This is a genomic window from Streptomyces sp. NBC_01288 (assembly GCF_035982055.1).
Classification (GTDB): domain Bacteria; phylum Actinomycetota; class Actinomycetes; order Streptomycetales; family Streptomycetaceae; genus Streptomyces.
On sequence record NZ_CP108427.1, the window covers coordinates 6,724,294 to 6,744,031 of the forward strand.

Sequence of the window (19,738 nt, forward strand, 5' to 3'; positions counted from 1 at the left end):
GATAAGGTCGCGCGGTGACCTCAACCTCAAGCGAAACGCGCCCCTTCCGCGTCGCCGACCTCGGCACCCTCGTCGTCCTGGCGTGGAGCGGCGAGGCCCCCGACGGGGACATGCCCTATCTCCTCGCCTACACCCTGGGCGACGCCGCGGACGGCCCCGAGGCCGCCACCGCCGCCGTGGAACGGCTGCTGACCGACAACGGGCTCCCGGTCGGCGGCAACGTCGTCGACGGCGCCACCAGGCCCAGCCTGCCGATCACGATGCTCGTCGAGTCCGGGCAGGCCGTCCTCAACATGCCGCAGCTCAACGCCCAGTGCGTGCCGCCGCCCGAGTGGCTCGCGGCGGTCGGCGAACGCGGCTTCGCCTACCTCGTGTTCACCACCCGCCCCTGGCCCGAGGCCGAGCCGGGCAAGCCCGTCACCCCCGAGGCGCTGGCCGAGTTCGCCGGCTCCGAGGACACCCTGAACGCCGCCGCGCACATCATCCTGCCCGCCCGCAGCCTGCGCGGCTGACGACCGGATCAACGGCTGGATCAACGACTGGACAGCGGGCGGGAATTGACGGCTCCGGCCCGCTGACGGGAAGCAGATCCCGGCCCGTCGGCGGGAATTCCGGAAAGCTGACTACTACGGCACTCGGGGGAATCTTGAACTGATGCGCGCCCCGGCCTCGTTACCCGGTCAGCACGCAGAGCCTCCGAATTCCGAAAGGGACCGCACTCCATGAAGTCGACCACCCGAGGAACCATCGCCGCCGTCATCACGGCCGTGGCGGCCGCGACCGGCGCCGCCGTCGCGACCCCCGCCGCCGCGATCGGCACGGTCCCCGTGCCCGTGCCGCTCGAAGGCGCGGAGAGTGCCCTCGGCATGGAACTCCCCAAGCTGGGCGGGGAGGTGCCCGTGCCCATGCCGGGCTCGCCCGAGGGCCCGCGGTACGTCGAGGGCCGGCTCATCCCGGAGCGGGCCATTCCCCAACTTCCGGTCCACGGCGGCCTGCCCGGCCTCGGCCTGCGCGCACCGCTGCCGCACGTCCTCGGCGACGGCTTCGACCACGTCGGCGTCAGCACGCCGGCCTCCGACCTGCGCACGATGGCCCCGGGCCTGGCGCTGGACGTGCCGCTGACCCCGCCCAACCCCGACAACTTCGGCCTCCCGGACCTGAAGGCGCCCCAACTGGGCGTCCTGGCACCGGTGTTGCAGACCGTGCCGGGCGCGGACGTGGTCACGGGGGCGGGCCTGTAGCCGTAGCGCAGGAGCGCGGACGGTCGTAGGACGAGAGGGCCCGGGTGGTGCGACCCGGGCCCTTCCGCTTGCCCTGGGGACTTCGGACGGTGACCGCACGGGCCGCCGGACGGTTAGCCCCTCGAACGAGCCGTACGGACGAGGGAGTTGGGCCATGAGCGTGAGCGTCGGTGGAGTACCCGTGGGCCGGGAGTCGGTCAGACCCGGGCCGGTGCGCAGGACGCGGCGGGAGGCGTTGCGCGGGGTGTTCGGTGCCGTGCTCGCCGTGGCCCTCGTGCCCGTCGTCGCGGCCTCGCGGCCCACGCGCTCCGGCGAGGACCCCGGGGACACCGCCTTCGACGAGACGTACCGGGGCCGTCGTATCCACGGTGTGCTGAAGGACGGGTGGCAGGTCACGGTGGACGGGCGGCCGCTGCATCTGATGCGCCGCGCCGACGGCACCTGGCTGAGCATGGTCGACCACTACCGCTCGTATCCCACCGCCCTGGAGGCGACCCGCGCGGCGGTCGACCAGCTGAGCCCGGGCCGGGAGTTGAGCGAGGCAAACGGTCCGATGCACATGAGGGGAGACCATGGCGTACACGCGTAAGGACGTCAGCACACTCACGAGCGCCGAGAAGCGGCGGTTCGTGGCGGCGCTGCTGGAGGTCAAACGGCGGGGCGAGTACGACGAGTTCGTGCGCACCCACATCGAGTACTTCGTGCCCGACGGGGAGTACGGACTGCGCTCCGCGCACATGGCGCCGTCCTTCCTGCCCTGGCACCGGCAGTTCCTGCTGGACCTGGAGCGGGCGCTGCGCCGGGTCGACTCCTCGGTGACGGTGCCCTATTGGGACTGGACGCGGGACCGCTCCGCGACCGCCCTGCCCTGGACCAAGGACCTGCTCGGCGGCACCGGGCGGCGCTCCGACCACCAGGTGACGACCGGGCCGTTCGCCTACGCGGCGGGCAAGTGGAAGATCACCGAGAACATCACCGACGAGCCTTACCTCACAAGGGACTTGGGCCGGGCCGGCGCCCCGATCGGGCTGCCGACGAAGAGCGACCTGGACGGGGCGCTCGCCGACCCGGTCTACGACATCTCACCCTGGGACTCGACGTGTCGCACGGGGTTCCGCAACCGGCTCGAAGGGTGGGGCACCGGGTCGGGCAGCGCGTCCTGGCGCAACCACAACCGGGTCCACAAGTGGGTCGGGGGCGTGATGCTCGGCGGCGCGTCCGTCAACGACCCGGTGTTCTGGCTGCACCACGCCTTCGTCGACCTCCAGTGGTCGCGCTGGCAGAGCAGGCACCGCGGCGCCCGCTATCTGCCGGCGAAGCCGCCGGGCGCGGGCGACGACCAGGAGGGGCGGGTCGTGGCACGGCAGGAGCGGATGCCGCCGTGGGACGTGACGCCGGAGCAGCTGGAGGACGTCAGCGGTATCTACCGGTACGCGTGACGCCGATGTACCGCCACGGCTGACCGGTCGTGGATGTCCGGACACGGGGAGAGCCCCGGCGCCTGAGGTGCCGGGGCTCTTCGCGTACGTACGTCCGTCCGCGTGTGCGGTCGGATCAGTGGCCGTAGCCGTTGCCGCCGTAGCCCGGGCCGGGGTGGCCGGGGTGGCCGTGGCCGCTCACGTTGGCGCAGGTGTTGCCGAAGGCCGGGTTCAGCAGGCCGATCACGCTGATGGTGTTGCCGCAGACGTTGACCGGGATGTGGACCGGGACCTGCACGACGTTGCCCGACAGGACGCCGGGCGAACCGACGGCCGCACCCTGCGCGCCCGCGTCCGCCATGGCCAGGCCGGCGCCACCGAGCGCCACGGCACCCGTGCCGAGGGCGACAACGGCCGCCTTCGCGATGCGAGACATCACGTTCTCCTTTGGTTCGATGAGTGCGACGGCAGGACTCGCCACCGCACTTGGAGTTCAACGCGGCGGCGCATGGCTGGTAACGGCGCCGACGCCGGGATCACCCTTTGTGAACACGGCTTCGAGCGCCGGGCGCGGATGTTCGACGGCGGAAAATCGTTGCCCCCGGCGGGCGGGTGTCCATTAGCCTCCGGACATGGCAACCGACCAACTGATCCGTCTGTTCGCCGAGGAGAACCGGGTGCGCGCCTTCGCGGCGGTGGCCCTGGGCGCGGAAACCTCCGAGCGGGTCGCCGAAGTGGCGGGCCTGACCCCGAGGGGCACGGCCGTCGCCCTGCTGCGGCTGCGCGAACAGGGCGTGGTGAAGACCATGGACGACGGTGAACTCCGCGTCGACTACGACCTGTTCAAGCAGCTGGCCCGCGAGGGCGACGAACCGGCCGAGGACGGCCCGGCCACCGGCGACGAGCACACCGACATGATCCTGCGGACCTTCGTACGGGGCGGCCGGCTGATCCGCCTCCCCGCCCAGTGGACCCGCAAGCAGGTAGTCCTCCAGCACATCGCCGAGCAGACCTTCACCCCCGGTATGGAGTACCCCGAGCGCATCGTCAACGAGAAGCTGCGCGCCTGGTGCGACGAGGGCGAGGTCGACCATGTGACGCTCCGGCGCTACCTGGTGGACCTCCACCACCTGCGCCGGAGCGAGGGCATCTACCGGCTGTCGACAGCCGCGGCCTGACGCGCGGGTTCGGCGTCAACTGCCGTACGGACCATGGGTTCTACGGCAGCTGCCGTACGGGCGAACCCGCCAGGTAGGCCTGGATGTTCTCGACGGCCTGGCCGTAGTACGTCGTGTAGTTGGCCCGCGACACGTAGCCGAGGTGGGGTGTCGCGAGCAGGCGTGGGGCCGTGCGCATCGGGTGGTCGGCGGGGAGGGGCTCGCTGTCGAAGACGTCGATCCCGGCGCCGGCGATCCGGCCCTCGCGCAGGGCGGCGAGCAGCGCGTCCTGGTCGACGATCGCCGCGCGCGAGGTGTTGATCAGATACGTGGTGGGCTTGAGCAGGGCGAGTTCGACGGGGCCGAGGAGACCGCGGGTGCGGTCGCCGAGGGCGAGGTGGACGGAGACGAAGTCACTGTCCGCGAGCAACTGCTCCTTGGACGGGGCGAGTTGTACGCCGACCTCGTCCGCGCGCTCTTGTGTGAGGTTCTGACTCCACGCCGTGACGCGCATGCCGAAGGCCAGGCCCACCTGTGCGACGCGGCTGCCGATCTTGCCGAGGCCGAGCAGCCCGAGGGTACGGCCGTGCAGGTCGGCGCCGACCGTCCGCTGCCAAGGGCCGCCGCCGTGCAGGGAGTTGCTCTCCTCGACGATGCCGCGGGCGAGGCCCAGCAGCAGGGCCCAGGTCAGTTCGACGGGCGGGGTCGGGGAACTGGCCGTACCGCACACGGTGACGCCGTGCGCCTTCGCGGCGGCGTAGTCGATGACCGTGTTGCGCATGCCGGAGGCGATGAGCAGCTTCAGGCGGGGGAGCCGGGCGAGGAGCGAGGCGGGGAAGGGGACGCGTTCGCGCAGGGTGACGACGATGTCGGCGGTGGCGAGGGCGGCGGCCAACTCACCCTCGTCGTCGAGGTGTTCGCGCAGGCTCACGACCTCCACGGTGTCCTTGAGCGGCGACCAGTCGGCGAAGTCGGTCGCCACGTTCTGATAGTCGTCCAGGACAACGCAGCGCAGGGGCACGGAAGTTCCTTCCGGTGTCTGCCGGGGGGCTGCCTGGGCCTGCCCGGTGGAGGGGATCGACCTTACGTCGTGACACGCCGCCGGGTGTCGATGGTTTGTCATGCCCCTTATCGGGCGGCAGGGTGGGTGGTCCGGTCCTGTCACGAGGAAGGGGATGTTCGTGCCAGTCCTTCATGACCACCCAACCGCGCCCGTCCGCACCGGAAGCCGGACACGCAGACGCCTGGCGTCCGCCGTACTCGCCCTGGTTCTGGGCCTGTTGGGGGCTCTCGCGGTACCCGTCACCGCGTCCGCCGACCCGGGCGATCCGAATCCGAACATGATCGACTGGACTGTTGTGGACACCTTCCAGGGGGCGTTGGGCAACGACATCCCGTTACGCGAGGGCCAGGACGACTACCCGCAGGGCAACCCTCCGGTGGACGGCTTCGGCAGGCGTCACATCCTCCAGCACGGTGTCGTGCCCGATCACGAGGACATCCAGGAGACGGTCGGCACCGCGGGCTTCTGCGTGCCCGCGCCGGACGACCGGGTGATCTGCACCAACGACGAGGCCAGCCTGGTCGTCGTCTACGTCACCCGGAACGATCCGCGCTCGGGCGACGGAAGGCCGTTCGGCATCATCACCGCCTACTACTTCCTTCCCTGTTTCCGGGCGGCGGACTGCACCGGACCCGAGCAGCCCCACAAGGTGGACACGAGCCTCACCTACACCGGTACCGGCACGGCCGTGAACGGATCGCCGGTGAGTCTCTCGGCGAAGCTGACCAACGACTTCGGAACGCCGGTGGGCGGCCGTTCCGTACGGTTCGCCCTGGGCACGGGCGGTACGCAGCAGACCTGCACCGGCACCACCGCCGCGTCGGGCACGGCCACCTGCGCGATCGACCCCGTCGACCAGCCGCAGGGCACGGCGAACACGGCGCCCGTGACGGCCTCCTTCGCCGGTGACGACGACTACAACCCGTCCAGCACCTCCGCCGGCCTCGGCCTCACCTCACCGACCGAGCTCGACTACACCGGCGTACAGCGGCTCGCCAACGGAACTGCGGCCCGGCTGGCCGCGAGACTCACCGACTTCGCCGGCGACGCGGTACCGGGCCGGAGTGTCGGCTTCGTCCTCGGCACGGGTGACGACCAGCAGACGTGCACCGGCACCACGAGCGACACGGGCATCGCGACCTGCACCGTCGACCCGGTCGACCAGCCGCTGAACGCCTCCGCCACCGTCGCGCTGCGCGCCTCCTTCGCCGGGGACGCCGGCTACCTGGCGTCGGACACCTCCGCCCAGTTGAAGCTCCAGTACGCGACGGGCCGTTCCTACGGCGTCTCGGCGCACGTCGACCTTGTCGGCGTACCGCTGCTGGACGTCACGCCGCAGCCCGACACCGGGACCGTCCGTACGGCGGACGCGATCACCACCGACACCCCGTGCTCGGCCTCGTACACCTCGCTCCTGGTGTCGGTGCGGAAGCTCTGCCCCAAGGTCACCACGACGCTCGCGCCCGGCACGGTCACGGCGTCCTCGACCGTGGCGCAGGCACGCGTCGGACTGCCCGGGGTGCCGCTCATCGAGGTGTCCGGCCTCACCGCGACCTCCACGAGCCGGTGCGGCAGGGCCGAGGGAGGCACCACGCTGACCCTGAGGATCGCGGGAGTTCCGGTTACCGTGTCGAGCGACCCGAACACGGAGATCCCGCTCGTCGGAGGTGGCCGGCTCATCGTGAACGAACAGCTTCCCGCGACCGGCGCCGACGCCGGACTCAAGGTCAACGGCGTGCACCTGGTCCTCCCCGCCGGTGCCGGTGACGTCGTCCTGGCCTCGACGGACTCCGCGACGCACAACTGCGGTGACTGACGACCACGCCGACCGGGGCGGGCCGCGGGAGTACACGGACGTGTTCCTGCGGTTCGCCCTCCGGGCCGTCCGGGATCTGTGCGAGCGGCGGGGCGCTGTCCTGGAGTCGCTCACCTGCGAGGCCGTGCCGGGTGACCCGGGCGGGGCCGTCGCCGCCACGACGGTGCTGCGCTTCCGCGGGCGGCGCTGCGTGTTCCGCCGCGGCATCTGGCCACCGGGCCATCCGGCCGCCACCCGTGCCGCGATCTACGCGACGGTTATGGAGGAGCGGTTGCTGACCCGGGTGCGACCGGCGGACGGTGGGGACGGCTCGCCGGTCGACCTGTGAGGGCGGGTCGCCCCCGGGGCGGACTACTTCTTGGCGAGGGTCGGGCCGGCCGCGGCCGCCGTGCGGGTCGGCTTGCCCAGGGCCCAGAAGAGGACGCCGAGGAGCATGAAGACGAGGAGCGGTACGAGCTCCGTCAGCAGGTACTTCCAGCGTTCGGCGTGGGTCCAGCCGTCCGGGAGGTAGTCGGCGCCGAACCAGTGGTCGCCGAGTCCGGGGGCGATCAGCTGGATGCTGGCGAACAGGATGAGCACGGTGAGGACCGTGCTGATGGTGCGGGGGAAGGGCGCCCTGTACGGGCGGGGGACGTCCGGGGCCTTGCGGCGGAGTACCGCCAGGGCCGGGAAGATGCCCAGGTAGCTGACCAGCGTGGTGGACACGGCGAGACCGAGGACGGCGCCGAAGAGTTTCGCCGCGCTGCCGTTGGTGAGCTGGTGGGCCAGGACCAGGACCAGGGTGGAGACCAGGCCGCTGAGGATGTTGACCCGGACCGGTGTGCCGAAGCGGCTGGAGATGACGCCGAGGAAGCGGGGCGCGGCGCCGTCGTAGCCGGAGACGGCGAGTGCGCGGTCGGAGCCCATCACCCAGGTGACGCCGGAGGACAGCACCGTGAGGATGAACAGGACCGCGGCGATGTCCCCGAGGACCGTGCCGGCGCCGCTGCTGGTGACGGTGCCGTCGGCGGCCACGTCACCGCCGTAGACGGTGAAGACCTGGCGGATCGCGTCGAGGAAGCCGCCGAGACCGGTGATGGCCTTGACCGGGAGGACGAGCAGGATGCCGAGGATGGGGAGGGCGTAGAGGAGCACGGCGAGGCCGGCGCTGCGGAAGATCGCGAAGGGGACGTCCTTCTGGGCGTCGGTCATCTCGTCGCCGGCGGTGTTGGGCAGTTCGAAGCCGACGTAGTTGAACATCAGGACGGGGACCAGGCCGACGAAGCCCGCGTACGTCGGGGAGAAGTCGCCGGGGCCGAAACCGTGCAGGCCGTGCTGGATGCCGTAGACGACGACCGTGATCGTGAACAGGCCCAGGAGGACGAAGCGGCTCCAGGCGCCGATGGTGGGGATCCACTTGCCGACGTCGAAGGAGAGGATCGCGGCGAGGACGCCCACCCAGATGAAGACGAGGGCGAAGACGTAGAAGGCGGGGGTGCTCAGGTCCTTGCCGTCGTTGAAGAAGGTCGTGTACGCCGTGACGGCCGAGACGGCGAGGGTGCCGCCGAGCCATACCGGGTTGGTGATCCAGTACAGGAAGTTGTTCACCGCGCCCGCGAGGCGGCCGAAGGCCCGGCTGGTCCAGATGTAGGGGCCGCCCTCCTCGGGGAACGCGGCGCCGAGCTCCGCGATCAGCAGCGCGGAGGGGATGAAGAACACCGCGGCCAGGATGATGAGCCAGGTGAAGGCCTCGGCGCCGGACGAGGCGACCGTGCCGATGGTGTCCACGCCGACGATCGTGCAGAGGAGGAAGAAGAGGATGTCGAAACGGCCGAAGTGCTTGCGCAGCTTCTGCCGCTCCACCTGCGCTGCGGCCGGCGCGCCGGCCGGCTCGGAGTCGATCTGACCTGCGGCCACCGGGGCTCCTGCGGGTTCGGAGGGAGGAGAAACTAACGGGGACGGGGGTGGGGATGAGGCGAAGACGGGGATGGGGAGGGGCGGGATTCGGCCAATGATCCGCCGCCCTTGTGAAATCCCACAAGCGTTCGGTGGCAATTCTTGACCATTGCGTATCCATCCGGGCGTATCGGAAACCGGGATGAAACACGGGTGGAAACAGGGGGCGGGGAGGAGTGGACGCGCAGATCGGTTTCCTTGCCGACTTCCTCGCCGGGCCCGCCCTGGTGGGCTTTCTGTTCCGCGTGGGCTCCACCTTCGGTGTCGTGGCTCAGTCGGTGATGTCGACGCCGTATGTGCGGGCGTCGGTACGGGTGTGCCGGATGGCGTGGGCAGGTCGGTGACGCCGTTCCTTGGCATCACGTGCGGTTCCTTCGGCCGGACCGGTGTTGTGCCCAGGGTGGTGGCCGTCGGGGAAGTGAGCCAATCCGCGTTGTGCACGGGGAGTTGAAGGGCCGTGATGCGGCTCATACGGCGGTCCTGCTCGCTGTCGGCCAGGACGACTGTGTCGGTGACGCTGGTGGACAGGCTGACCGCCGGTCAAGTCGTGCGCGGGGGCGATGCGTTGGCGGGAACGGGCAGTGGCGGGGTGGGAGGTGCCGGTGTGGGTTCGGGCTCGGTGGTCCGAACTCCCTTCGTTGGCCGCGTGATTGAGGCGGACGGCGTCATCTCCTCATGCGTCGTTCCGCCCTGTATGTCCGCCAACAGCCCTAGGAACGTGGGCTCGTCGATGATCGGTACGCCTTCGGTGGTCGCGCGGCGGGCCTTTGTGGACCGGGGTGTCGGCTCGCGGCGCGGGCGGTCGACTCCGCCCGGGTGTGGGCGGCTTCGGCGTGAACTGCGACTCAGTGCGGGGTGGGCAACTCGCCTGCGGCCAACGGCAGGTCGAGCCGTGCGCGCGCTGTTGCGGTACGCCGTGGTGGGCGGCCGGTGTGCCCGACTTCATGGCGTTCGTGGGTGGGTCCGCCTGACGATTTAAAGCCAAAGTGCGGAGCCGCCGGGGCATCGGCGGCCGCATCCGCGCGCGGGTGAACTCGTAGGCCAGGAAGTCGTGGTCGGACCGGGTGTTGTGTGCGACCAGGACCCGGTTCCGGAGCATTGTCCCGATCCGCCCGGCGACCTGGGCGAAGGTCGGAGCGGCCCGTGCACCTCTACGGGCCCCCGACGGCCTGAATGCCGTTTTGCCCTGCTCCAGAAGGGTGCGGGGCCGTGTGGGGCGCGGAGGGACTGTGTTGGAACTGCTCCCGGCCGGACTGCCGACCTCGTGACCTGGGGGTCGGTCCGGCCTTACGTCACCGCTACCCTGCGCTCGCTATCATGCCCCTGACCAGCAAAAACGCCCTCCCGGGGGGAGGGCGGACGCGGGATGTACGCAGAGCGCCCCCGGCAGGACTCGAACCTGCGGCCAAGCGCTTAGAAGGCGCCTGCTCTATCCACTGAGCTACGGGGGCCGGGTGTGTGGCCTCGGTCGTGGTGTGCCCGGGTGTGGGCCGGTCCGTGACGTTGCCGGGGACAAGGATAGGGCTCCCGGGTCCTTGTCCCTGTTGCTTCACCTCCGTGGCTCGATGTGGAGGTTCAGTGAAGCGGTCCTGATAATCGCAGGCAGGTACGAATCGTGCATCGCTTTTGGTGCCCCGCGCCACGGGTGTTGTGCACTCGTTATGCCTGGACTGTGCCCATGCCCCAGTCATCCCTTCCGTCCGTTGTGTTCCGTCGGCGCGCAGACATGCTCATATGCTTCAGAATTCCCCCAAAATTGGGCATTCTTCACATGTGGTGACCTTGGACGTACGGCCTCAGCTGCTCGACGCACTCTCCGCCCTGCGCGACCGTGTCGCCGCCGCACGCTTCCCGCTGCCCCTGGCGGGGGCTCCACGCGCGCGTGCCAATCGCGATGAACTGCTCGCCCAGCTCGACGACTATCTGGTGCCCCGCCTGAAAGAACCCGAAGCACCGCTGCTGGCGGTGGTCGGCGGCTCCACCGGTGCGGGGAAGTCGACGCTCGTCAACTCCCTTGTCGGGCGCCGGGTCAGCGAGGCCGGTGTGCTGCGGCCGACGACCCGCACACCGGTGCTCGTCTGCCACCCGGAGGACCATCACTGGTTCAGCGGCATGCGGGTGCTGCCCGACCTCACGCGCGTGTGGGTGCCCCATCAGGACCCGGGGGACGAGTTGCTCCTCCCCGGTGAGGACGGTATGCGCGTGCTGCGGATCGAGACCGCCGACACCCTTCCGCGCGGAGTCGCCCTCCTGGACGCGCCCGACATCGACTCCCTGGTGGCCGACAACCGGGTGCTGGCCGCCGAGTTGATCTGCGCGGCCGACATCTGGGTCATGGTCACCACGGCCGCCCGCTACGCCGACGCCGTGCCCTGGCATCTGCTGCGCACCGCCAAGGAGCACAACGCGACCCTGGTCACCGTCCTCGACCGGGTGCCCCACCAGGTGGTGTCCGAGGTGTCACGGCAGTACGGCGCCCTGCTCGCCAAGGCCGGCCTCGGCGACGTACCCCGCTTCACGGTGCCCGAACTGCCCGAGTCCGCCTGGGGCGGGGGGCTGCTTCCGGCCAGTGCCGTGGCGACCCTGCGGAGTTGGCTCGTGCAGCAGACCCAGGACCCGGGCGCCCGGCACCAGGCGATGGCCCGCACGGCCTACGGCGTCCTCGACTCGCTCAAGTCCCGGATGCCCGAACTGGCCAGCGCCGCCGCCGCCCAGTACGCCGCCGCGCTCCGGCTCACGGCCGCCGTCGACGGGGCGTACGACAGCGAGCACGCGCGCGTGCGGGGGCGGTTGCAGGCCGGGGCCGTGCTCGCCGGGGACGCGCTGAAGCGCTGGCGCGCCTTCCCGCTCGACTGCTCCGCCGGTGAACTGCTCGACGCCCTCGCGGAGAGCCTCGCCGCACTGCTGCTGTGCGCCGTCACGGCCGCCGACGAGCGCGTCGACGACGCCTGGCGCCGCGAACCGGCCGCGGGCGCCCCAGAACTCACCGGGCGCGATCCGTCGCTGGAGAGCGCCGAGCACCGCATCGGGATGGCCGTACGACGGTGGCGGCGCGAGCTGGAGGAGTACGCCGAGGAGGAGGTGGCCGACCTCGACCGGAGCATCGCGCCCGATCCCGAGGTGGTCGCCGCCCTGGTCGCCACCGCGCTGCTGGGCGGCCGCAGGGCGCGGTCCGCAGGCGAGGGGCTCGCCGAACGGATCGGCGCCCACGGCGCGTTGCGGCTGCGCGACCGGGCCGGGCGGCTGCTCAACGACCATCTGGACCGGGTCGTGCACACCGAGCGCGAACGGCGGCTAGCCCCGCTCGACGCCCTTGAGGTGCACCCCGAACCCCAGGCCGAACTCATCGCCGCGCTGTCCGTACTGCAGAAGGAGAGGTGACCGGTGACTGCCGTCACTGACCAGGACCACACGGACGAGATGGACCACGTCACGCACGCCGGGGACGCGGTCGCCGCCCAGGACGAGCACCCCGAGAACGCCTCACCCGTAGAGGGCGATTCCGAGGCGACTCCCGCGAACGGCCTCCCTGTAGAGGCCGCGGAGGAGACGGGTGCCCCGGAGGACGCCGACGACCACGCGCGTGTGCGGGCCGACGCCGACACCTCGGGTCGTACGGAGTCCAAGGCGTCCGCGGACCCGACGGACCCCGAGGAATCGACCGGCTCCTGGGACGACGGGCTGATCGCGCGGCGGGTCAACGAGACCACCGCCGCGCAGCAGGCCGCCGCCGTGGAGATCAGGGCCTCCCGCGCGCAGGCCGCGCACAGCGCGCACGCCGCGCAGGCCGCGCACGTCCCGGCCCCGTTGGCGTACGACGGGCCGCTACGGTCCCGTCTCGACGCGCTGCGCGAACTCGTGGGGCTCTCCCGCACCCGGCTCGACAGCGGCACCCTCGCGGAGGCGGGGCGGGTGCTCGACGAGGCCGCCGCGCGACGCAGGCTCTCCGGGCAGCACACCGTTGTCGCCATCGCGGGCGCCACCGGCAGCGGCAAGTCGCAGCTCTTCAACGCGCTCGCCGGAGTGGCCATTTCGGAGACGGGCGTACGACGGCCCACCACCGCCGCGCCCATCGCGTGCAGTTGGAGCGACGGCGCGGCCACCCTCATCGACCGGCTCGGCATCCCGGGACGGCTGCGCCGACGCCCCCTCCAGAGCGCCGAGATGGAGGCCCAGTTGCGCGGCCTCGTCCTGGTGGACCTGCCCGACCACGACTCGGCGGCCGTCGCGCACCGCGAACAGGTGGACCGGGTGCTCGCGCTCGTGGACGCGGTCATCTGGGTCGTCGACCCGGAGAAGTACGCCGACGCGATCCTCCATGAGCGCTATCTGCGGCCGATGGCGGGCCACGCGGAGGTCATGTTCGTCGTCCTCAACCAGATCGACCGCCTCCCCGGAGAAGCCGCCGACCAGGTCCTCGACGACCTGCGGCGACTCCTGGACGAGGACGGGATCGCCCTGGGGGAGTACGGCGAACCCGGCGCGACCGTGCTCTCCCTGTCCGCGCTCACCGGGGACGGCATCCCCGAACTGCGCGAGGTTCTCGGCCAGTTCGTGGGGGACCGCGGGGCCGCGGCACGGCGGATCTCGGCCGATGTGGACGCCGCCGCGTGGCGACTGCGGCCCGTCTACGCCACCGGGCGGCGCACCGGGCTCAGCGAGGAGGCGCGGGACGAGTTCGCCGCGCGGCTCGCGGACTCGGTGGGCGCCACCGCGGCGGGCGAGGCCGCCGAACGCGCCTGGCTGCGCAACGCCAACCGCGCCTGCGGCACACCCTGGCTGCGGCTGTGGCGCTGGTACAACGACCGGCGCGAACCCACCACCGGCCGACTGCCGATCAGCGCGCAGGCGGACGAGGAGGCCACGGCACGCCAACGCGTCGAACAGGCGGTCCGTACGGTCGCCGACCGGGCCTCCGGCGGGCTCCCGGCGCCGTGGGCGCAGGCGGTGCGCGAGGCGGCCGTACGCGGGTCCCAGGGGTTGCCCGAGGCGCTGGACGAGTTGGCGGCGCGGGCCGGGCTGCCTGTGGGGCGGCCGCCGCGGCCGGGCTGGTGGCCGGCGGCGGTCCTCGCGCAGGCGTCCATGACGATCCTCCAAGTCGTCGGCGGGCTCTGGCTGGTGGGCCAGATCATCGGCTTCATGGCACCGAACCTGGGCGTGCCGGTGCTGCTGATGGTGGCCGGCATCATCGGCGGCCCGCTCGTCGAGTGGAGCTGTCGGATGGCGGCCCGCGGCCCCGCCCGTCGCTACGGCCTCGACGCGGAACGCCGATTGAGGGAGGCGGCGGCGGGATGCGGACGGGCGCGGGTGCTCGACCCGCTGGCCGCGGAGCTGCTGCGGTACCGGGAGGTGCGGGAGCAGTACGCGCGGGTCACGGGGGCGGGCATCGGGGCCGGGTGAACCGAGGTCCGAACGTCGTTCCCTCGTGCGGGTGACGATGTTTTCCACAGGTGGGCGGTGGTCCACAGCGATCGGCGGGCCCGGCTCGGCGGAGGCAGTCTGACCGCAGCCGTACGGGACGGGCCCGTACGCGTTTCAGCTCGGCCCCGCGGGGCCGGGTCAGGGAGGGACGAGCGATGAACGACACCACGATCTGCGCGGTCGGGAATGTGGCGACCCAGCCGATGTACCGGGACCTGCCGGCGGGACCGTCGGCCCGGTTCCGGCTGGCGGTGACCGCGCGCTACTTCGACCGCGAGAAGAGCGTGTGGACGGACGGACACACCAGCTTCTTCACGGTGTGGGCCAACCGCCAACTGGCCACGAACGTGGCGGCGTCGCTGTCGGTCGGCGACCCCGTCGTCGTCCAGGGCCGGCTGAAGGTGCGGACGGAAGTGCGCGAGGGGCAGTCGAACCGGGCCTCGGCGGACATCGACGCCGTCGCCATCGGCCACGACCTGGCGCGCGGCACCTCGGCCTTCCGCCGGGCCAACAGGCAGGAGTCGGCGGCCTCTCCGCCCCGTCCCGAGCCCAACTGGGAGACACCGGCGGGGGATTCGGACGATGCGACCGACTCGACCGCCGATTCCGTCGAGGACGCTGTCTCCGTCGACGGGCGGCTTCCCGATCAACAGCTCGCGGACAGCCTCGTGGTGACGTGATGTCAGCGAATGCCCCCGGCTGATCGAACTGCGGCTTATCGATGAATGCGCTCCGAAAGACCCGGTGGATTTGTCGATAAGCCCTGCTCGCAGGCGATCTTGGGGATAACGATTCCGAGTCGGATCGGTTATCCGATGACCCGACTGGAGAAGGCGGTGCGCCCGCGTCCCTAGGATGCCGGGCATAGCTCGGGCACAGTTCCCGGTGCTCTGATTCTGCTGGTGGGACCGCGCTCCCACGCCGACGGGTCCTGCTCGAAGGGGAATTCCGTGTCACCTGCGTTGTCTGTGTTCTCCGCGCTGTCCCTGCGCGGCCGGGGCGCCGTGCGCTTCGTCGCCGCGACCTGGGCGTGCGGACTCGTCGCCGCCGGAGTGCTGGCCGGTGCCGGCCCGGCCGTCGCCGACGAGACACCGCAGACCCAGGGCGGGGCGACGGCGACGATAGGCGGGCTCAAGACGTACGGCACCGCCGTGATCCACGGGGACACCGGCGACCAGCAGGTCTCCGCGGGCCTGTTCGAGATGTCCGTGGACGGCGGCGGCACCCTCCAGACGTACTGCGTCGATCTCCGCAACCCCACCCAGCGGGACGCCAAGTACCACGAGACCGCGTGGAGCGGCACCTCGCTGGGCGCCAACAAGAGCGCGGGCAGGATCAGTTGGATCCTCCAGCACTCCTACCCGCAGGTGAACGACCTCGCGGCGCTCTCCGCGAAGGCCGGCACCAAGGGCCTGACCGAGAGCGACGCGGCGGCCGGTACCCAGGTGGCCATCTGGCGTTACTCGGACGGTGCCGACGTCGACGCGGTCGACCCGCAGGCGGAGAAGCTCGCGGACTACCTGGAGAAGAGCGCGCGGAACGTGGCGGAGCCGAAGGCCTCGCTGGCCCTCGACCCGCCCGCCGTGTCCGGTCACCCCGGTGAGCGGCTCGGCCCGGTGACCGTGCACACCAATGCGACCGCGGTGACGGTGACACCGCCCGCGAACGCCGCCACGACCAAGGTCCGGATCGTCGACAAGGACGGCAAGGTCGTCACGTCGGCGGCGGACGGCAGCCAGGTCTTCTTCGACGTGCCCGAGGACGCGGGGGCCGGGTCCGCCGACCTGACCGTGCAGGCCTCCACCACCGTGCCGGTCGGCCGGGCCTTCACCTCCGAGAGCAGAAGCCAGACGCAGATCCTCGCCGGTTCCAGCGAGTCGACGGTCGCCGCGGCCGCGAGCGCGAACTGGGCGGAGACCGGTGCGATACCGGCACTGTCGGCGCAGAAGAACTGTGCCGAGGGCGCGGTGGACATCACCGCGACCAATCAGGGCGACGCGACGTTCACCTTCGAGCTGATGGGCGTCGAGCACGGCATCGACGCCGGGAAGTCCGCGACGGTGACGGTCCCGCTCCAGGAGGACCAGGCGTACGACTTCACGATCACGGCGCCGAACGGTTACGAGAAGAGATTCACCGGGGTCCTCGACTGCCGGACGCAGAGCGACGCGGGCGGTGCCGTGACGCAGACGCTCAGCGAACCGAGCCCCGCCACGGTGGGCGGCACCACCGTCGACACGAACCTCGCGGAGACGGGCGGCTCCGGCATCACCCCGATGATCACGGTCCTCGCCCTCGGCCTGGTCGGCATCGGCGCCACGACCCTGGTCCTGCTGCGGGACCGGAAGCCCGGCCAGGGCTGACAGCCCGGGCCCGCCGTGACTCCCGGGGCGCGTGCACGCCCCGGCCTGGAGCTGTCGCCCGGTGTCCTCAGGGCGGCGGGCGTCGGGAGCCTGGCCCTCGGCGCCGTGGCGAGCCGGAGTGACTTCCTGCTGGTCGCGCGGGGGCGGAGGGTCCCGGCTGGGGAGGGCGAGCGGAGTTCTGCCCGTGCTCGCGCTCGCCGCGTGGCGGGCCTCCGTCAGGCGGCTTCCGGGGACGTGGGCCAGGCGGGTACGGCCGACGACCGTTCCGCCGATCGTCGTGGCGGTGTCCGGCGTCGCGTGGGGAGCGCAGGTCGACCTGATCGCGGACGAGCGGTACTACGTGCCCCGCCGCACGGACCCGGGGGCGGAATGACCGACATCGACCGAGGACGGTGAGCCCGCGCGGGCTCATCAGCGTCCCGACGACCCACAGCGACAGCCCATCCACCCGCCGTCACTCCCGAACCCCCAGCTCACAGCCCCCCGATCAAACGGGTTACCACCCAAGCCGGGACCTCAGGCAAGATGGATACGTCTGCCCACTCCAGATTTCAAGCTGCCGGACGGTTTCTCTTGGCTGAGTACATCTACACCATGCGCAAGACGCGCAAGGCGCACGGCGACAAGGTCATCCTTGACGACGTGACGCTGAGCTTCCTGCCCGGCGCGAAGATCGGTGTGGTCGGGCCGAACGGTGCCGGTAAGTCCACCGTTCTCAAGATCATGGCGGGGCTTGAGCAGCCCTCGAACGGTGACGCGTTCCTGTCGCCCGGTTTCAGCGTCGGCATCCTCATGCAGGAGCCGGAGCTGGACGAGACCAAGACGGTCCTGGAGAACGTCCAGGACGGCGCCGCCGAGATCATGGGCAAGCTCAACCGCTTCAACGAGGTCGCCGAGCTGATGGCGACCGACTACTCGGACGCGCTCCTCGACGAGATGGGCAAGCTCCAGGAAGACCTGGACCACGCCAACGCCTGGGACCTCGACGGGCAGCTGGAGCAGGCCATGGACGCGCTGGGCTGCCCGCCCGGCGACTGGCCGGTCGTCAACCTCTCCGGTGGTGAGAAGCGTCGCGTCGCGCTCTGCAAGCTGCTGATCGAGGCCCCGGACCTGCTCCTCCTCGACGAGCCCACCAACCACCTCGACGCCGAGTCGGTGAACTGGCTGGAGCAGCACCTCACGAAGTACGCGGGCGCCGTCGTCGCCGTGACTCACGACCGGTACTTCCTGAACAACGTCGCCGAGTGGATCCTCGAACTGGACCGCGGCCGTGCGATCCCCTACGAGGGCAACTACTCCACGTACCTCGACAAGAAGTCCACCCGCCTCAAGGTCGAGGGCCGCAAGGACGAGAAGCGCCAGAAGCGGCTCAAGGAGGAGTTGGAGTGGGTTCGCTCCAACGCCAAGGGCCGTCAGACCAAGTCCAAGGCGCGCCTCGCCCGTTACGAGGAGATGGCGGCCGAGGCCGACAAGATGCGGAAGCTGGACTTCGAGGAGATCCAGATCCCGCCGGGCCCGCGGCTGGGCTCGATCGTCGTCGAGGTCCAGAGCCTTTCCAAGGCGTTCGGCGACAAGGTTCTCATCGACGACCTGAGCTTCACGCTGCCGCGTAACGGCATCGTCGGGGTCATCGGTCCCAACGGCGCGGGCAAGACCACGCTGTTCAAGATGATCCAGGGCCTTGAGGAGCCGGACTCCGGCTCCATCAAGGTCGGCGACACCGTCAAGATCAGTTACGTCGACCAGAGCCGCGCCAACATCGACCCCAAGAAGTCGCTGTGGGCCGTCGTCTCCGACGAGCTCGACTACATCAACGTCGGCCAGGTCGAGATGCCGTCGCGGGCCTATGTGTCCGCCTTCGGCTTCAAGGGCCCGGACCAGCAGAAGCCGGCCGGTGTCCTCTCCGGTGGTGAGCGCAACCGCCTGAACCTGGCGCTGACCCTCAAGGAGGGCGGCAACCTGCTGCTCCTCGACGAGCCCACGAACGACCTCGACGTGGAGACCCTGTCGTCGCTGGAGAACGCGCTGCTCGAGTTCCCCGGTGCGGCCGTGGTCATCTCCCACGACCGCTGGTTCCTGGACCGGGTCGCGACGCACATCCTCGCCTACGAGGGCGAGTCGAAGTGGTACTGGTTCGAGGGCAACTTCGAGTCGTACGAGAAGAACAAGGTCGAGCGACTCGGTGCCGACGCGGCGCGTCCGCACCGCGCCACCTACAAGAAGCTGACCCGGGGCTGATCTTCTTGCGCCACATCTACCGTTGCCCGCTGCGCTGGGCGGACATGGACGCGTACGGCCACGTGAACAACGTGGTCTTCCTCCGCTACCTGGAGGAAGCCCGTATCGACTTCCTGTTCCGCCCGGAGAAGGACTTCCAGCAGGGGTCGGTGGTGTCGCGCCACGAGATCGACTACAAACGCCAGCTCGTCCACCGGCACACACCGGTGGACATCGAGCTGTGGATCACGGAGATCAGGGCGGCGTCCTTCACCATCGCCTACGAGGTGAAGGACGGCGACCTGGTCTACGTCCGGGCCGCCACGGTCGTCGTCCCGTTCGACTTCGAGGCCCAGCGCCCGCGTCGGATCACCGCCGAGGAACGCGAGTTCCTTGAGGAATACCGGGACGACGCCGAGGACGAGGCCGTCGCCGCATGACGGTCCTCCACCTCGCCGACGAAGGGGAGGCGGCGGATCTCGCGGCCTTCCTCGCCCGGCTGCTCCACTACGACCGCGGCGCCGCGGTCCGCCTCCAGGCGACCGGCACGGCGCTCGCCGTCTTCGGCCGTCCGCCGTCCTTCGAGGTCCTCGCCATCCGCGCGGTACGCCTCGCCAAGCCGTACGAGAACGGCCTCGACGTCACCCTCGACGTGACCGTCTCCGCCGGTGAATTCCTGGAGCTGCTCGACGAGTCGGCGGCCACGGCCGGGGTACCGGCCGCGGTGACCGGCCCGCCGTGGGCCGGGGTGCTGCCGCCGCGCGGCGGCTGGACCCCCGAGTCCGGCCTGCCGGGCCCACAGGCACTGCGCGGGATGATCGCGGCCGGAGTCGCCGAATTCCGCTCCCGCACCCAGGAGTTGACCGCCGAGACCCGTACGCGCACCGAACTCGACCGCATAGGACGGGAGATCTGGTCCCGCACGGTCGGCGAGACCTCGCTCCCGGTACGCGCCGTGCACGCGGCCCAGTCGCTCGGATTCCTCCGCCCCGGCGGGGAGTCCGGCCTCTTCTCGTCCGGCGCGTGGCTGCGGCTGCGCACCCCGTACGGCTCGATCGCCGTACGCAGGGCGGGACTTGGGGCGCTCGGCGTCAGCGTGCGCTGAGC

At 71.0% G+C, this 19,738-nt stretch carries 19 protein-coding genes and 1 tRNA gene; 16 read left to right on the forward strand and 4 right to left on the reverse strand.

The window, feature by feature from the left end; translation table 11 throughout:
* Positions 1 to 14 precede the first annotated feature (14 nt).
* The 4 genes from OG194_RS30480 to OG194_RS30495 all read left to right on the forward strand — a co-directional run bounded on the left by OG194_RS30480 (position 15) and on the right by OG194_RS30495 (position 2,680).
* Positions 15 to 512, forward strand: a complete 498-nt coding sequence (locus OG194_RS30480; RefSeq protein WP_327403986.1) for a DUF5949 family protein — start codon at positions 15 to 17, stop codon at positions 510 to 512.
* 210 nt (positions 513 to 722) lie between these two features.
* A complete protein-coding gene (locus OG194_RS30485) occupies positions 723 to 1,241 on the forward strand; it encodes a hypothetical protein (protein ID WP_327403987.1) in 519 nt (172 codons plus the stop codon).
* Between the two features lie 154 nt (positions 1,242 to 1,395).
* Positions 1,396 to 1,830, forward strand: coding sequence for a tyrosinase family oxidase copper chaperone (locus OG194_RS30490; protein ID WP_327403988.1), 435 nt, complete (start codon positions 1,396 to 1,398; stop codon positions 1,828 to 1,830).
* The gene (locus OG194_RS30495; protein ID WP_327403989.1) at positions 1,814 to 2,680 is read left to right on the forward strand and encodes a tyrosinase family protein; all 867 of its coding nucleotides are present in this window, start codon (positions 1,814 to 1,816) and stop codon (positions 2,678 to 2,680) included. The genes OG194_RS30490 and OG194_RS30495 overlap by 17 nt, the downstream gene beginning before the upstream one ends.
* A 115-nt stretch (positions 2,681 to 2,795) precedes the next feature.
* On the opposite strand, the gene OG194_RS30500 is transcribed toward OG194_RS30495, so the two are convergent.
* Entirely contained in the window at positions 2,796 to 3,095 is a 300-nt protein-coding gene (locus OG194_RS30500; RefSeq protein ID WP_327403990.1) for a chaplin, read from the reverse strand.
* 196 nt (positions 3,096 to 3,291) lie between these two features.
* Between OG194_RS30500 and OG194_RS30505 the strand changes: the two genes are divergently transcribed.
* Entirely contained in the window at positions 3,292 to 3,837 is a 546-nt protein-coding gene (locus OG194_RS30505; RefSeq protein ID WP_327403991.1) for a DUF2087 domain-containing protein, read from the forward strand.
* A gap of 40 nt (positions 3,838 to 3,877) precedes the next feature.
* Here OG194_RS30505 and OG194_RS30510 read toward each other — a convergent pair whose 3' ends face one another.
* Complete coding sequence (locus tag OG194_RS30510) at positions 3,878 to 4,837, reverse strand: D-2-hydroxyacid dehydrogenase family protein (protein ID WP_327403992.1); 960 nt, start codon at positions 4,835 to 4,837, stop codon at positions 3,878 to 3,880.
* Positions 4,838 to 4,997: 160 nt separating this feature from the next.
* Here OG194_RS30510 and OG194_RS30515 point away from each other — a divergent pair, with 160 nt between their 5' ends.
* Positions 4,998 to 6,695: a choice-of-anchor P family protein gene (locus tag OG194_RS30515; RefSeq protein ID WP_327403993.1), complete on the forward strand. Its 1,698-nt coding sequence runs from the start codon at positions 4,998 to 5,000 to the stop codon at positions 6,693 to 6,695.
* Complete coding sequence (locus OG194_RS30520; RefSeq protein WP_327403994.1) at positions 6,688 to 7,023, forward strand: hypothetical protein; 336 nt, start codon at positions 6,688 to 6,690, stop codon at positions 7,021 to 7,023. Before OG194_RS30515 ends, OG194_RS30520 begins: the two co-directional genes overlap by 8 nt.
* Before the next feature lie 23 nt (positions 7,024 to 7,046).
* Here OG194_RS30520 and OG194_RS30525 read toward each other — a convergent pair whose 3' ends face one another.
* Entirely contained in the window at positions 7,047 to 8,591 is a 1,545-nt protein-coding gene (locus tag OG194_RS30525) for an APC family permease (RefSeq protein WP_327403995.1), read from the reverse strand.
* A gap of 215 nt (positions 8,592 to 8,806) precedes the next feature.
* Here OG194_RS30525 and OG194_RS30530 point away from each other — a divergent pair, with 215 nt between their 5' ends.
* Positions 8,807 to 8,974: a hypothetical protein gene (locus OG194_RS30530; protein WP_327403996.1), complete on the forward strand. Its 168-nt coding sequence runs from the start codon at positions 8,807 to 8,809 to the stop codon at positions 8,972 to 8,974.
* A gap of 1,034 nt (positions 8,975 to 10,008) precedes the next feature.
* On the opposite strand, the gene OG194_RS30535 is transcribed toward OG194_RS30530, so the two are convergent.
* Positions 10,009 to 10,081: transfer RNA gene (locus OG194_RS30535), tRNA-Arg, on the reverse strand.
* 322 nt (positions 10,082 to 10,403) lie between these two features.
* Here OG194_RS30535 and OG194_RS30540 point away from each other — a divergent pair.
* The 8 genes from OG194_RS30540 (at position 10,404) to OG194_RS30575 (ending at position 19,736) form a co-directional block, all read left to right on the forward strand.
* Positions 10,404 to 12,011, forward strand: coding sequence for a dynamin family protein (locus tag OG194_RS30540; RefSeq protein ID WP_327403997.1), 1,608 nt, complete (start codon positions 10,404 to 10,406; stop codon positions 12,009 to 12,011).
* A gap of 3 nt (positions 12,012 to 12,014) precedes the next feature.
* Positions 12,015 to 14,030, forward strand: coding sequence for a YfjP family GTPase (locus OG194_RS30545; RefSeq protein ID WP_327403998.1), 2,016 nt, complete (start codon positions 12,015 to 12,017; stop codon positions 14,028 to 14,030).
* A 176-nt stretch (positions 14,031 to 14,206) separates the two neighbouring features.
* On the forward strand, positions 14,207 to 14,731 hold the full coding sequence (locus OG194_RS30550; protein WP_327403999.1) for a single-stranded DNA-binding protein: 525 nt from the start codon (positions 14,207 to 14,209) through the stop codon (positions 14,729 to 14,731).
* Positions 14,732 to 15,001: 270 nt separating this feature from the next.
* Positions 15,002 to 16,414, forward strand: a complete 1,413-nt coding sequence (locus OG194_RS30555; protein ID WP_442811651.1) for a Cys-Gln thioester bond-forming surface protein — start codon at positions 15,002 to 15,004, stop codon at positions 16,412 to 16,414.
* A 184-nt stretch (positions 16,415 to 16,598) separates the two neighbouring features.
* Positions 16,599 to 16,787 (forward strand): hypothetical protein, encoded by a 189-nt coding sequence (locus OG194_RS30560; RefSeq protein WP_327404000.1) that lies wholly within the window; start codon positions 16,599 to 16,601, stop codon positions 16,785 to 16,787.
* Between the two features lie 200 nt (positions 16,788 to 16,987).
* Entirely contained in the window at positions 16,988 to 18,652 is a 1,665-nt protein-coding gene (gene ettA / locus OG194_RS30565; RefSeq protein ID WP_327404001.1) for an energy-dependent translational throttle protein EttA, read from the forward strand.
* 5 nt (positions 18,653 to 18,657) lie between these two features.
* Positions 18,658 to 19,071: an acyl-CoA thioesterase gene (locus tag OG194_RS30570; protein WP_327404002.1), complete on the forward strand. Its 414-nt coding sequence runs from the start codon at positions 18,658 to 18,660 to the stop codon at positions 19,069 to 19,071.
* A complete protein-coding gene (locus tag OG194_RS30575; RefSeq protein ID WP_327404003.1) occupies positions 19,068 to 19,736 on the forward strand; it encodes a hypothetical protein in 669 nt (222 codons plus the stop codon). Before OG194_RS30570 ends, OG194_RS30575 begins: the two co-directional genes overlap by 4 nt.
* Positions 19,737 to 19,738: the final 2 nt, after the last annotated feature.

Excerpts from the sequence above, each read along its gene's own strand:
- OG194_RS30485 (WP_327403987.1), top strand. The coding sequence starts at position 723 with ATGAAGTCGACCACCCGAGGAACCATCGCCGCCGTCATCACGGCCGTG.
- OG194_RS30490 (WP_327403988.1), top strand. The coding sequence starts at position 1,396 with ATGAGCGTGAGCGTCGGTGGAGTACCCGTGGGCCGGGAGTCGGTCAGA.
- OG194_RS30495 (WP_327403989.1), top strand. The coding sequence starts at position 1,814 with ATGGCGTACACGCGTAAGGACGTCAGCACACTCACGAGCGCCGAGAAG.
- OG194_RS30500 (WP_327403990.1), bottom strand. The coding sequence starts at position 3,095 with ATGTCTCGCATCGCGAAGGCGGCCGTTGTCGCCCTCGGCACGGGTGCC.
- OG194_RS30505 (WP_327403991.1), top strand. The coding sequence starts at position 3,292 with ATGGCAACCGACCAACTGATCCGTCTGTTCGCCGAGGAGAACCGGGTG.
- OG194_RS30550 (WP_327403999.1), top strand. The coding sequence starts at position 14,207 with ATGAACGACACCACGATCTGCGCGGTCGGGAATGTGGCGACCCAGCCG.
- OG194_RS30575 (WP_327404003.1), top strand. The coding sequence starts at position 19,068 with ATGACGGTCCTCCACCTCGCCGACGAAGGGGAGGCGGCGGATCTCGCG.